12 protein-coding genes are annotated in these 12,570 nt (G+C 62.3%); 3 read left to right on the forward strand and 9 right to left on the reverse strand.

The genetic code is table 11. The features are described from left to right. The first annotated feature begins 1 nt into the window (after position 1). From HKX24_RS04980 to folD, 3 genes are all read left to right on the forward strand, one after another. The gene (locus HKX24_RS04980; protein WP_271693153.1) at positions 2–586 is read left to right on the forward strand and encodes a sulfurase; all 585 of its coding nucleotides are present in this window, start codon (positions 2–4) and stop codon (positions 584–586) included. A 111-nt stretch (positions 587–697) separates the two neighbouring features. Further along, on the forward strand, positions 698–2,374 hold the full coding sequence (locus tag HKX24_RS04985) for a formate--tetrahydrofolate ligase (protein WP_271693154.1): 1,677 nt from the start codon (positions 698–700) through the stop codon (positions 2,372–2,374). 74 nt (positions 2,375–2,448) lie between these two features. Next, positions 2,449–3,339: a bifunctional methylenetetrahydrofolate dehydrogenase/methenyltetrahydrofolate cyclohydrolase FolD gene (gene folD / locus HKX24_RS04990; protein ID WP_271693795.1), complete on the forward strand. Its 891-nt coding sequence runs from the start codon at positions 2,449–2,451 to the stop codon at positions 3,337–3,339. Here the strand turns inward: folD and HKX24_RS04995 are convergent. From HKX24_RS04995 to HKX24_RS05035, 9 genes are all read right to left on the reverse strand, one after another. Continuing rightward, positions 3,284–3,757: a PaaI family thioesterase gene (locus HKX24_RS04995; protein WP_271693155.1), complete on the reverse strand. Its 474-nt coding sequence runs from the start codon at positions 3,755–3,757 to the stop codon at positions 3,284–3,286. The two genes, folD and HKX24_RS04995, sit on opposite strands and share 56 nt — an antisense overlap. Then, positions 3,757–4,428 (reverse strand): ligase-associated DNA damage response endonuclease PdeM, encoded by a 672-nt coding sequence (pdeM, locus tag HKX24_RS05000; RefSeq protein ID WP_271693156.1) that lies wholly within the window; start codon positions 4,426–4,428, stop codon positions 3,757–3,759. Before pdeM ends, HKX24_RS04995 begins: the two co-directional genes overlap by 1 nt. Positions 4,429–4,714: 286 nt before the next feature. Next, entirely contained in the window at positions 4,715–7,168 is a 2,454-nt protein-coding gene (locus HKX24_RS05005) for a ligase-associated DNA damage response DEXH box helicase (protein ID WP_276153842.1), read from the reverse strand. 45 nt (positions 7,169–7,213) lie between these two features. Then, entirely contained in the window at positions 7,214–8,521 is a 1,308-nt protein-coding gene (locus HKX24_RS05010; RefSeq protein ID WP_271693158.1) for an ATPase, read from the reverse strand. Between the two features lie 121 nt (positions 8,522–8,642). Further along, complete coding sequence (locus HKX24_RS05015) at positions 8,643–9,137, reverse strand: prepilin peptidase (RefSeq protein ID WP_271693160.1); 495 nt, start codon at positions 9,135–9,137, stop codon at positions 8,643–8,645. A gap of 3 nt (positions 9,138–9,140) precedes the next feature. Beyond that, a complete protein-coding gene (locus HKX24_RS05020; RefSeq protein ID WP_271693161.1) occupies positions 9,141–9,992 on the reverse strand; it encodes a tetratricopeptide repeat protein in 852 nt (283 codons plus the stop codon). A gap of 27 nt (positions 9,993–10,019) precedes the next feature. Continuing rightward, positions 10,020–10,619, reverse strand: coding sequence for a tetratricopeptide repeat protein (locus tag HKX24_RS05025; protein ID WP_271693163.1), 600 nt, complete (start codon positions 10,617–10,619; stop codon positions 10,020–10,022). After that, positions 10,619–11,596, reverse strand: a complete 978-nt coding sequence (locus tag HKX24_RS05030; RefSeq protein WP_271693165.1) for a type II secretion system F family protein — start codon at positions 11,594–11,596, stop codon at positions 10,619–10,621. The genes HKX24_RS05025 and HKX24_RS05030 overlap by 1 nt, the downstream gene beginning before the upstream one ends. Before the next feature lie 10 nt (positions 11,597–11,606). After that, positions 11,607–12,569 (reverse strand): type II secretion system F family protein, encoded by a 963-nt coding sequence (locus tag HKX24_RS05035; protein WP_271693166.1) that lies wholly within the window; start codon positions 12,567–12,569, stop codon positions 11,607–11,609. Position 12,570 lies beyond the last annotated feature (1 nt).

Here is a 12,570-nt window from a genome sequence, read left to right on the forward strand (position 1 = left end):
CATGCCCGAACTGCGCAAGACAGACCATACCGCCCGGATCACTTGGCTGGGCATGGTCCCTCAGGACCGCGAAAACATCCGCTCGGTCGCGGTGGAACAGGTCTTTGCGACCTATGCGGGCATCGAAGGGGATTTTCACGCAGGGCTGACCCGTCCGGCCTGCGTGCGCGTGCGCAACCTGCATGCCAAGGGAACAGAGATACGCAACACGCGCCAACTCTCCATCCTCTCCGCCGAAGAGATGGCCGAGATCGCCGCCGCCATCGACCTTCCCAAGCTCGACCCGACCCTGCTGGGCGCTTCGATCATCCTTGAAGGGATCCCGGATTTCACCCTCGTCCCGCCGGGGTCGCGGCTACAAAACGAGCATGGCACCACCTTGGTCGTGGACATCGAAAACGGCCCCTGCAACCTCCCTGCCCGTGAGATCGAGGTGGAGGCCCCCGGCCATGGCAAAACCTTTAAAGCCGCCGCCCAAGGCAAACGCGGCGTGACCGCATGGGTTGAGCGGGAGGGGCCGTTGAGCTTGGGCGACACGCTGCGGCTTTTCGTGCCGAACCAGCCGGTCTGGCCGCATCTGGGCTAAGCGCGCGCCGTTTCGCGAACTTTGAGTGTCGGAAACACGGCCCCCCGTCGGGGGCTTGTCGCGCTATGGCTAAAGAATAAAGATCGCCACCAACGGCAACAGGGGATTCTCATGGCTTGTAAAACCGACATTCAAATCGCCCGCGAAGCGGCGAAACGCCCTATTCAAGAGATCGGCGCGAAGCTGGGCATCTCAAGCGACGACCTGCTGCCCTATGGCCATGACAAGGCGAAGGTGAGCCAATCCTTTATCGACTCTGTGCAGGACCGCGCGAACGGCAAGCTGATCCTCGTCACCGCGATCAACCCAACCCCGGCGGGGGAGGGCAAGACCACCACCACCGTCGGGCTCGGCGACGGGCTGAACCAGATCGGCAAAAAGGCGGCGGTCTGCATCCGCGAAGCCTCTCTCGGGCCGAACTTCGGGATGAAGGGGGGCGCTGCGGGCGGCGGCTATGCCCAAGTTGTGCCGATGGAAGAGATGAACCTTCATTTCACCGGCGATTTCCACGCCATCACTAGCGCGCACAACCTGCTGGCGGCGATGATCGACAACCACATCTACTGGGGCAACGAGTTGGAGATCGACACCCGCCGCGTCACATGGCGCCGGGTGGTCGACATGAACGACCGCGCCCTGCGCCAGATCACCGCCTCCTTGGGCGGTGTGCCCAACGGTTTCCCGCGCGAGACGGGCTTTGACATCACCGTAGCCTCCGAGGTCATGGCGATCCTCTGTCTGGCCAAGAACCTCACCGATCTGCAAGAGCGCCTTGGCGCGATGATCGTCGCCTACCGCCGCGACCGTAGTCCGGTCTATGCCCGCGACATCAAGGCGGATGGGGCCATGACGGTGCTTTTGAAAGACGCGATGCAGCCGAACCTCGTGCAGACGCTTGAGAACAACCCCGCCTTCGTCCACGGCGGGCCCTTCGCCAATATCGCCCATGGCTGCAACTCGGTCATCGCCACGACCACAGCGTTGAAACTGGCAGATTATGTGGTGACAGAGGCAGGCTTTGGCGCCGATCTCGGGGCCGAAAAATTTATGAACATCAAATGCCGCAAGGCGGGGCTGGCGCCTTCGGTGGTGGTCGTCGTCGCCACGGTGCGCGCGATGAAGATGAACGGCGGCGTGGCGAAAGCCGACCTAGGGACCGAGAATGTCGAGGCAGTGCAACAGGGCTGCGCCAACCTTGGCCGCCACATCGAAAACGTGAAATCCTTTGGCGTGCCCGTGGTCGTGGCGGTCAACCATTTCGTCACCGATACCGATGCCGAAGTGGCGGCTGTGAAGGACTATGTCGCGGCCCAAGGGGCCGAAGCGATCCTCTCGCGCCACTGGGAGTTGGGCTCGGAAGGCTCCGCCGATCTGGCCACCCGCGTGGCAGAGATCGCCGATGGCGATCACGCGAATTTCGCCCCGCTCTATGCCGACGAGATGCCGCTGTTCGAAAAGATCGAGACCATCGCCAAACGTGTTTACCGTGCCGACGAAGTGCTGGCCGACCAAAAGGTGCGCAACCAGTTGAAGGATTGGGAGGCGCAGGGCTATGGCGATCTGCCGGTCTGCATGGCCAAGACCCAGTACAGTTTCTCGACCGATCCCGACCTGCGCGGCGCGCCCACTGGTTTCAGCGTCCCCATCCGCGAGGTGCGCCTCTCAGCAGGGGCGGGTTTCGTTGTCGTCATCTGCGGTGAGATCATGACCATGCCGGGCCTGCCGCGGGTGCCTTCTGCCGAGGCAATCAAGCTCAACGCCGATGGCGATGTGGAGGGATTGTTCTAAGGCGGGTTGCAATGACCCGCCGTCGCGGTGATGTAGAGCATGTTCAACCTGCAGCGAGCGAAAGTGAGACGGATATGGCAGCGACAATCATCGATGGTAAAGCCTTTGCAGCAACGGTGCGTGAGAAGGTCGCGGGCCATGTCGACCGGCTAAAGACGGATCACGGTGTCACCCCCGGCCTCGCCGTGGTGCTGGTGGGCGAAGACCCGGCAAGCCAAGTCTATGTCCGCTCCAAGGGCAAGATGACCCGCGAAGTCGGTATGAAATCGGTCGAACACAAGCTGCCCGCGACCGTTGATCAGGGCGAGTTGCTCAAGTTGATCGACGCGTTGAACAACGACCCCGAGATCCACGGCATCCTCGTGCAACTGCCGCTGCCGGATCATCTGGACGAAAGCCGTGTGGTCAACGCCGTCTCGCCCGCCAAGGACGTGGACGGCTTCCACATTTCCAACGTCGGCCTGCTAGGCACAGGGCAGAAAAGCATGGTGCCCTGCACCCCGCTGGGCTGCCTGATGATGCTGCGCGACCATCACGGCGATCTGACGGGTATGAACGCGGTGGTCATTGGCCGTTCCAACATTGTCGGCAAACCGATGGCGCAGCTGCTCTTGGGCGATAGCTGCACGGTGACCATCGCGCATAGCCGCACCCGCGATCTGCCCGAAGTGGTGCGCCGCGCCGATATCGTGGTCGCCGCCGTTGGCCGCCCCGAAATGGTGCCCGGCGATTGGATCAAAGAGGGCGCGACGGTGATCGACGTGGGCATCAACCGGATCGAGACCGGCGGGAAAACCAAACTGGTTGGCGACGTGGACTTCGACAGCGCCAGCCAGCGCGCCGGGGCCATCACCCCGGTGCCCGGCGGGGTCGGGCCGATGACCATCGCCTGCCTGCTGGCCAATACGGTCACCGCCTGTTGCCGCGCCAATGGGTTGGCAGAACCCGAAGGGCTGACCGCCTAAGCGCCCGGCACCGGCACGATGGTGCCTGCAGGATGGCGATGAGCTTGGCGGCGCCATCCGTTTCCGCATGCACCTCTGCCGTGACCACACAAAGCCGCCGGCCCGGTTTCACCACCCGGCCCGTGGCAATCAGCCGGTCTCCCCTGGCGGGAGCCAGAAGGTTGATCTTGATCTCCGAGGTTACGACATCGACCTCCGGCGGCAACATGCTCAAGGCCGCATAGCCCGCCGCGGAATCGCCAATGGAAAAGGTCAGCCCCGCATGGCCAAAACCCTGCTGCTGCATCGCGCCCGGCAGGACCGGCGCCGCAACCTTGACCAGACCCGACTGCACTTCGATGATCTCGGCCCCCAAGGTCTGCATCATGGTCTGCTTGGCAAAACTCTCCCGCACCCGGCGTTCAATCTGATCATCCATCATCGCTTCTTTCCGGGCATGGGGATCGCCACAGGTTGCGGCCCGGTCAGCACCGCACAGGCCTCTGGCCCCATCAAATCACAAAGCACCCGCGACTGGCTGCGCAGCCCGCCGGTATAGGTGCCATATGCAGGCAGGATCAGCCGCTTGCTGTCAAACAAAAACGCCGGACGCGAGATGCTGCGGCCCCGCGCGCGGATCGATGCCTTGGGATGATAATGCCCCGACACCTCGCCGCCGGTCCCCTCCGCCGCGATATGCCGAAAGGTCAGCGGGCCGAGCGCCAACTCACCCAAATGGGTACCGCCCAACCCAACCGGGCCCGGGTCGTGATTGCCTTCGATCCAATCCCACCGCCGCCCGGCCTGCAGGCCAAGAATCCAAAGCCGCTCTTCCTCTGGCAGCGCCTGCGCCGCCCCGAGGTCATCAAAACTATCGCCAAGGCAGACTACATGCCGCGCCTGAGTGTAAGACAGGTCCGCCGCCAACCGTTTCAACGTATCGCGCGTCTCATAAGGCGGCAGCGCCGACCCGCCGCGCCGCGCAATCCGTTCCGACTTGCCCAAGTGAAGATCGCTCACACAAAGCAAATCCCTTTCGCGCCACCAAAGCGCGCCAGAACCAAGCGCAGTCAGCCCCGCCCCGGCGAATGAAAACTTAAGTCCGTTCATCCTTTGTTCATCTGAGATCGGCACTGATTTGGCAAGGGGCCAAACGCGAAGGTTGCGCAGACGGAAAGGTCAGCGCAGAGGTATTTAAGAAAGGATGAACTGCAGAAAGCGCGCCCCGCGATCGGGTGGTCACCGGACCGGAGACGCGCCTTCATCCTTTGCGGTCATCGGCTCCTCAGCCTGTACCGCGAGAGGAAGATGCGCCACCTTGGTTAAAGAACCCTTAATCATCTTCATCCTTTTTCAAATACCTTGCAGAACCTCTCCGCCCGCGAAACGCTCATGTTCAACGACCATCCCGCCATGGCGGCTGATCCGAGGGCGGCGGGGTGAGTTGCGCGAGGCCGGAGGCTTCCATCAAACGTTCCGCCTCTTCTGCCAACAGACGATCCTGCCCGGCGCCTTCGACCGGAACGCGGCCCATTTCGAGAAACAGCGGCGCGGCCAGGGGGCTTACGCGGGAGAGCTTGCGATGGGTGATCCGCCCGGCAATTCGCCCGAGCATTTCTTCGATTCTGCCGAAATCCACCAACCCGCTGAGGGCTTCTTCTCGGGTGATGTCGAGCATCAGGTGGTCCGGTTCATAGCGCTGCAGCGTGTCGTAGAGGATATCGCTAGAAAAGGTCGTTTGCCGTCCGGATTTGCGCGCCTGCGGGCTGTTGCGCTCGATCAGCCCGGCGATGGTGGCGGCGGCGCGAAACGTGCGTTTCATCACGGCATTGCCCGCAAGCCAACTGTCGAGCCCTTCGTGCAGCATCGCCGGATCAAGCAGCGGAGCCGGGTCGTCGAGGGGGGAGAGCCCCCAGATCAGCGTGGCATAGTCCGTTGCAACAAAGCCCAGAGGGCGTAGGCCAAGGTCTTCCATGCGTTTGGTGAGCAGAAGGCCGAGCGTTTGTTGGCCGTTGCGTCCGGCAAAGCCGTAGAACACCGTCTGTTCGGCAAAGTCATGGGGGAAGCTTTCCACCAGCAGCGTGCCGGGCTGCGGCAGTTGGCTGACCTCACGTTGCAGGCTGAGCCATTCGGCGGTGTGGGAGGGCAGTTCGGGCCAGCTGTCTTGGGTGAACATTTGTTGCACGCGGGCCGATAGTTGGGTGGAGGTGGCGAATTTCGTACCGCCGAAGGTCGCCACTTTCGGCTTCTTCGCGGCGTTGCGGCTGACCTCGACCACGGTTTCGCGCAGCCCTTCGTAGCGCACGATTTGCCCGCCGATCAGAAAGGTATCGCCTTTGGTGAGCGTGGCGGCAAAGCCCTCTTCGATCTCGCCAAGGGGCTTGCCGCCGCGGTTGCGTTTCATGCGGACCTTGAGCTTGTCGGTGTCCTGAATGGTGCCGATGTTCATACGGATGCGTTGCGCGGCGCGGGGGTCACGCAGTTGCCATTGCCCGTCGGGGCGTTGCAGCAGCCGTTGCCAACGGTCGTAGGCGCGCAGCGCGTAGCCGCCCGTGGCGCAGAAATCGAGGCAGGCGTCGAAGGCGGCGCGTGACAGGTTGGAATAGGCCCCGGCGGTGCGGATTTGGGCAAAGAGGTCCTCGGCGTCGAAGGGGCCGGCGCAGGCAGCGATGAGGATGTGCTGGCAGAGCACGTCGCGCGGGCCTTGCCCGCGCGGATCGCCATCGAGTGCACCTTCGAGCACGGCCTCTAGCGCCGCCACGCATTCCACCACTTCAAAGCGGTTGGCGGGGACCAGGAGCGCTTTGGAGGGGGCGTTGTAGCGGTGGTTGGCGCGGCCGATGCGCTGGACCAGACGTTTCACGTTCTTCGGCGCGCCGATCTGGATGATGAGGTCCACGTCGCCCCAGTCGATCCCCAGATCAAGCGTGCCTGTGCAGACGATGGCGCGTAGATCGCCGCGTACCATCGCCGCCTCGACCTTCTCGCGCTGCGCGCGGTCGAGGCTGCCGTGGTGGATGGCGATGGGCAGGGCGTCCTCGTTGGCGAGCCAGAGTTTGTGGAAGAAGATCTCGGCCTGCGCGCGGGTGTTGTGGAAGATGAGCGTCGTCTTGTGTTGGCGCACCTGTTCGAGGACCGCGGGGATCGCATAGGCCGCGCCGCCGCCGGCCCAGGGCGGGGCCTCCTCTGTGCGCAGCATCTGGATGTCGGGGGCGGGGCCGGGATCGGCCAAGAGCACTTCGCAGGGGTCGGGGTGGCGGGCCATCAGGTGGGCGATGGCCGCGGGGTCTTCGACCGTGGCCGAGAGGCCCACGCGTTTCAGGTCGGGGCAGAGGGCTTGCAACCGGGTCAAGGCCAGCATCAGCTGGTCGCCGCGTTTGCTTTCGGCCAGGGCGTGGATCTCGTCGATCACCACGCGTTTGAGGCCCCGAAAGGTGCGCGCGGCGTCCTCATAGGAGGTCAGCAGGGCGAGGCTTTCGGGGGTGGTCAGCAGGATATGCGGCGGGTCGGCACGCTGGCGGCGGCGGCGCGACTGCGAGGTGTCGCCGGTGCGGTCTTCGATGCGGATCGGCAGGCGCATCTCCTCGACCGGGCGTGTGAGGTTGCGTTTGATGTCCGCCGCCAGCGCCTTGAGCGGCGATATATAGAGCGTGTGCATCCCCTCGTGCTCTTCTTCGGCCAGATCGACGAGGGTTGGCAGGAAACCGGCCAGCGTTTTGCCGCCTCCTGTGGGGGCGATGAGCAGCAGGGCAGGAGCCTCGGCACGGTCCAGCATCTCTTGCTGGTGCGGGTGCAAAGACCAGCCGTTCTGGGCGAACCAATCGGCGAATTTGGGGGGTAGGGCGCGCATGACACCCAATGTAGTATCGGCAGGGCGCGGTGCCAGCGGCGGAGGTTATTTAACGATCACCTCATCGCGAACGAACATATTGGCCCACGCCCGGTCCACCAGATCGGGGTTCATCTGATAGGGGATGCCTTCGAAATCGCAGATTGCAATCATCTGGTCGATCAGGAAATTCGGCTGGTAATTCGCATAGACATTGTCGATGGTCGGGTATTTCACCTTGAGTAGATGGATCAGCGTCGCCTCATCCAGTGGCATGCCGCGTTTCCGGGCAACCATGGCAAAGATCTTGAGGAAGTTCTCTTGGTCCGGGCCGTCGATCTTGATCTTGAAGAAGATACGCCGCAGGGCAGCTTGGTCGAAAATCTCATTCGGGTGGAAGTTGGTAGAGAAGATCACCAGCGTGTCGAAGGGCACCTCGAATTTCTCGCCCGATTGCAGGGCGAGGATGTCTTTGCTTTCCTCCAGCGGCACGATCCAGCGGTTGATGATGCTTTGCGGCGGCTCTTTCTGGCGGCCAAGGTCGTCGACGATAAAGATGCCGCCAGTGGCTTTGAGTTGCAGCGGCGCCTGATAGGTTCGGGCCGTGGGGTTGTAGACCAGATCAAGCATGTCGAGCGTCAGTTCGCCACCGGTGATGACCGTCGGGCGCTCGCAGCAGACATAGCGGGCGTCATAGCGCGTGATCCGGCGCAGGGAGGTGGGGTCTTGCACCTCGGCCTCGGCGGCGGAATGAACGATCGGGTCATAGACGGTGATGACCTGGCCTGCGTATTCGATGGCGCGGGGGACATAGACCCGATCACCAAGCGCGTCGCGTATGCCATTGGAAATGCTGGATTTACCGTTTCCCGGCGGGCCGTACATCAGGATCGACCGCCCGGCAGAGACGGCGGGGCCGAGGTGATCCAGCAGGCTGTCGGGCAGCACCAAATGGCCCATGGCGCCGGTCAACTGGTCACGGGTGATTTGCAGATTGCGCACGGATTGGCGTTTGACCTGCTCGCGGTAAACCTCAAGCGGGACGGGCATGGCGCCGAAATATTCCGACTGCGCCAGCGCATCCAATGCGCGCGCCTTGCCCGCGTCGGTCAACTGATAGCCCATCTCATTGCCGCTGGTGGCGCTGAGCGTGCCGGTGGCTTCGATCAGGCGTTGGCTGCGGGCTTGGTCGACCATCTCCTGCGTGACCGGGATCGGCAGGCAGAGCGCTTGGGCCAGATCGCTGACCATCTCGACGTTCTTGCGAAAGATCGTTTTCAGAAGGATATCGCGCATCATCACGATGGGCAGCTTCATATCCTCCAACCGCTTGGGGGGCGGCGGGGCAAGCACGGTGCTGGTCGGGGCGTTCATCAATGGCTTCCTTGGAAAGTCATGCGGCGGTGCGGCTTGTCGGTCAGACTGGAGGGTAAATCTTGAATATGGCGTGAATGTGGACGCTTTTTCGCAATGAAAAGAGTTTGCAGCGGGACGGTCAGACCCCGAAGAGCGCTCCCAAGATCAGATAGAGCCCCAGCGTGGTGCCAAGGGCGAGACCCATGGGGAATTTCTTGGTTTCTTGCCAGCTTTGCCAATCGGGGGCGAGGCGGCGCAGGGGGGTGTATTTCACCCCGCGATGCGTGGCGGCGGCGGCGAGAAGGGTGGCCATGAAAAGCATCATCAGCAATCGCATATCGCCCCATGCGATATAGGGCGCGGCGGCGGCGGCGAACTTTGCGTCACCGGCCCCCATGACCCCTGCGGCGTTCAGGACGATGCCGACCACTAGGACCACGACAAGGCTCAGCAGACGCCAGAGATAGGTGTCAAAGGGCAGCAGAAACAGCCCCAGCAGCACAAAGATCGCGGTCAGCACTAAGACCGCCTGATTGGTGATCCGCATCTGCTTCATGTCGGTGAAGGCGACATAGAAGCAGATCGGCAGGACGAAGGGCAGAAACCACAGGGCCGCCGTGGCAGAGATCGCCATGGATCAGCCGTTTTCCAATGCGCGCAAAGAGCGGACGGCGGCTTCGAAATGCTGGGGGTGCGTGTCAATCGCTTCGCGCAGCAGGCCCTTGCCGGTCTCCACATCGCCGCGTTTGATCGCCGACAGGGCCATCGTGTGCAAAAGCTGGGCGCGCTCAGATTGCTCCATCGGCATGACGGGCAGGGTATAGTCGCGCTGTGCGGCGCGGGCCATGACGAGGTTGTTCTTGGCGGTGAAAAGCGTGTTGTCTTGGCGGATCGCCTCGCCGAACAGACGCTCGGCCTCGGGGTAATCCCCGCGGGTCAGTTTGGAGTAGCCCCAGTTGTTCATCACGGCGGCGGGGGTCGTGGTCAGGCCGACGGCGATCTCGTAAAAGCTGTCGGCGCGGTCCCACTGTTCCTTGCTGTCGGCGACCATGGCCTCAAGCCGGTAGCGGGCAAAAGTCTCATGGGTGGGGGGGATGCCGTTGAGGACCGTCTCGGCCCGCGCCCAGTTGCCCGAGCGGATCAGCGCATCGGCCAATTGCACGCTGTCTTCGGGGGTGGCACCTTCCATCTTGGTGACCTTGTCCCATTCGGAAACGGCCTCGGTCGTGCGTTTGGCGCGAACCAGTGACGCAGCGAGCCCGCGCTGGTGGTCGATCCGGTCGGGGCTTTCCTTGATGGACCGCGCGAAATAGCTCACCGCCTCATTGGGGTCGGCCACGGTCAGCATCACGTCAGAAAGGTTGGTTTCATCCACCACATTGACGTCCTTGAAGGCCCGTTCAACGGTGGCGTTCGCGTCTTTTTCACCGCAGCCTGCAAGCGCGGTGACGCCTGCCATGCAGACGGCCAGAATGATTGGATGGCGCATTTTGCGTCCTCTTACTGCTCTGCCGGGTCATGGTGTCGGACGGATCAGGTAATCTCCGCTGCCGCGCCGCACCAATTTGTAATTATCTTCATTGACTTCTGTTATAACAGATTTTTCCGTTTTTGCGAGCGCCAAGCGCAGATTGTCCCGAATTGCGTCACTTTCGCCATTGTCGAGCGCATAGGCTTTGCGGAAAATCTGCTCGGCCTCGGCGGTCTGGCCGCTTTCCATCAGCACGACGCCAAGGTTGTTCCAAACTTCCGGCTCGGCGGCGTCTTTCTCAACGGCGCGGCGCAGCAGGGTTTCGGCCTGTCCCAAACGCCCAAGCCCGAGGTTGGCGCTGCCAAGGGCCGAGAGGATTTCCCCGGTCAGCCCATGCTCCAGCGCGGCGCGGTTGAAGGATTTGATGGCCAATTCATATTGCCCCGCCGCGATGAGCCTATGGCCCACCTCGATCCCATCCACCGCCTCGGCCCGTTGGTTCACGCCGGGGGCATAGAGGTTTTTCGGTGTCTGATCCCCGCGCAACGCGGAAAAGCCGCCTGTCGAACAGGCGGCCAGAGCAAGGCCCAAGATCGGCCCGATGAAAACGGCGCGGGTGAGGCTGCGCCGAATTTTGCCCGTCATTAATTCCCTACCTGACCCAGTTGCGAGATGCCATGTGCCGAGGGGCCGATCAGAATAATCAGCAGCGGCGGTACGGTGAGGCCCATAGTGGCAAGGGTCATCTTGGTTGGCAACTTGTTTGCCGCTTCCTCGGCCCGCATCACGCGTTTGTCGCGCATCTCGGCGGCATAGACGCGCAGGGCGTCGGCGATGGAGGTGCCGAAGGCCGCCGATTGGATCAGCACGGTCACGAAAGAAGAGACATCCTGCACGCCGCAACGTTCGCCCATGTCGTTGAGCACCGATACTTTGTCCTTACCGGCTTTCATCTCATAGGCGACCATCTCGAACTCTTCGGAGAGGGCGCGGTAGGAGGCGCGCAACTCGCGCGCGACGCGGACGATGCATTGATCCAGCGATTGCCCGGCTTCGACGCAGACCAGCATCATATCCAGCGCGTCGGGAAAGCCGCGGGTGATCTCTTCTTTGCGGGAATCGACTCGGCGTTTGACCCAGTATTTGGGCAGGTAATACCCGATGGCACCGGGGCCGATGGCCCACATCATGGTCTGCTGCGTGGTCATCCCTTCGCCGCCGCCCAAGACATTGGTATAGATCAGGCCGCCCACCAGCCCGAGCATCCCAAGGGCAAACTGGGCAAAGTAATAAAGCCGCACCGCATCGCGCGAACGATAGCCAGCTTGGCGCAGCATCAACTGTTTGGCGCTGAGTTCGGCCACGTCCTCAGGCTCAAGAAACTTGGCGAATTTCTGCAACTGCGCGTTTTGATCCGATTGGCGCAGCTTCTCGCGCGAACCGTCGCCCGTCGGGGCAGAGCTGGTGCGCTTGAGCTTGGTCAGCGGGTCTTCGGGCTGGCGCAACATCAAGACCAGCGTGGTCGCCACCAAGGCGACGCCCAAAGTGCCGATGATGATGATCAGCCCCATCGGCCCCAAGGCTTGGTTGATCTGATCGTTAAGCTGATTGAAAAATTCCATCCCCGGCCTCTCAGACTTTGATATTGGTAAGGATGCGCATCACGAAAAGGTTCAGCACAAGGAAGATCCCCACAAGGAAACAGGCGGGAATGAAATAGGGGTGATCGCGCACCTCGTCGTAGTAATGCGGATCGCCGAGGTTGATCACCACCAGCGCGGCCAGCGGGAAGCCCGACAGGAACTTGCCCGACCATTTCGCCTCGGCTGTGATGGCTTTGACACGGCGGAACAGGCGGAAGCGGGCGCGGATCACCTTGGCAAGACCGGCAAGGATCTCGGCCAAGTTGCCGCCCGATTGCTGCTGAATGGTCACGGCGACGGCGAGAAAGCGCAAATCCTGCATGTCGAGCCGTTCGGCCATATCCTTGAGCGCTTCGCCCAGATCGCGGCCATAGGCGGCTTCATCGGCGATCACGCCGAATTCCGAGGCGAGCGGGTCTTGGATTTCCTTCGACACGATGGAGATCGCGTTGGAGAAAGGGTGCCCCACCCGCAGGCTGCGCACCATCAGCTCCACCGCATCGGGAAGCTGTTCTTCGATCATCGCCATGCGTTTGCTGGCCTTATGCGACACCCAAAAGAACACTGCGCCCACGCCCATGGCGATGGACATCAGCGCGCGCACCGACACGGAGGTATCGGTGCCGATGGTCAGCCCCAGAAAGGCCAAAGCGGCCAATCCGGCCATGATCATCAGCAACTGCTGCGGCGTGAAGGCAATCGCGGCCTTCTGCGCACGTTCTGACAGCAGGGAGTAGAGCGGGATCGACTTGGCGTTCATATGCTGCTGCATTTCCTTGCGCAGCTTATCGAGCACCTCTTCGCGGCGCGCGCCTTTCTCCAGCATCTCAAGGCGGCGGTTCACGCGGCTGTTGAGGCTGATGGATTTGCCGAATGCGACAAGGTACAGCCCCTCGACCAGCACCAGAACGCCGATGAAGATCAAGCCATAGATGATTGGTTCGGCACTCATT

The organism is Sulfitobacter sp. M85 (genome assembly GCF_029285915.1).
In the GTDB taxonomy this organism is placed as follows: Bacteria; Pseudomonadota; Alphaproteobacteria; order Rhodobacterales; family Rhodobacteraceae; genus Sulfitobacter; species Sulfitobacter faviae.

Bases quoted from the DNA above. Each gene is read 5' to 3' on its own strand.
- HKX24_RS05035 (WP_271693166.1), bottom strand. From the start codon at position 12,569: ATGAGTGCCGAACCAATCATCTATGGCTTGATCTTCATCGGCGTTCTG.
- pdeM (WP_271693156.1), bottom strand. From the start codon at position 4,428: ATGAACGGACTTAAGTTTTCATTCGCCGGGGCGGGGCTGACTGCGCTT.
- HKX24_RS04985 (WP_271693154.1), top strand. From the start codon at position 698: ATGGCTTGTAAAACCGACATTCAAATCGCCCGCGAAGCGGCGAAACGC.
- HKX24_RS05015 (WP_271693160.1), bottom strand. From the start codon at position 9,137: ATGGCGATCTCTGCCACGGCGGCCCTGTGGTTTCTGCCCTTCGTCCTG.
- folD (WP_271693795.1), top strand. From the start codon at position 2,449: ATGGCAGCGACAATCATCGATGGTAAAGCCTTTGCAGCAACGGTGCGT.
- HKX24_RS05020 (WP_271693161.1), bottom strand. From the start codon at position 9,992: ATGCGCCATCCAATCATTCTGGCCGTCTGCATGGCAGGCGTCACCGCG.
- HKX24_RS04980 (WP_271693153.1), top strand. From the start codon at position 2: ATGCCCGAACTGCGCAAGACAGACCATACCGCCCGGATCACTTGGCTG.
- HKX24_RS05005 (WP_276153842.1), bottom strand. From the start codon at position 7,168: ATGCGCGCCCTACCCCCCAAATTCGCCGATTGGTTCGCCCAGAACGGC.
- HKX24_RS05030 (WP_271693165.1), bottom strand. From the start codon at position 11,596: ATGGAATTTTTCAATCAGCTTAACGATCAGATCAACCAAGCCTTGGGG.
- HKX24_RS05025 (WP_271693163.1), bottom strand. From the start codon at position 10,619: ATGACGGGCAAAATTCGGCGCAGCCTCACCCGCGCCGTTTTCATCGGG.
- HKX24_RS05010 (WP_271693158.1), bottom strand. From the start codon at position 8,521: ATGAACGCCCCGACCAGCACCGTGCTTGCCCCGCCGCCCCCCAAGCGG.
- HKX24_RS04995 (WP_271693155.1), bottom strand. From the start codon at position 3,757: ATGGATGATCAGATTGAACGCCGGGTGCGGGAGAGTTTTGCCAAGCAG.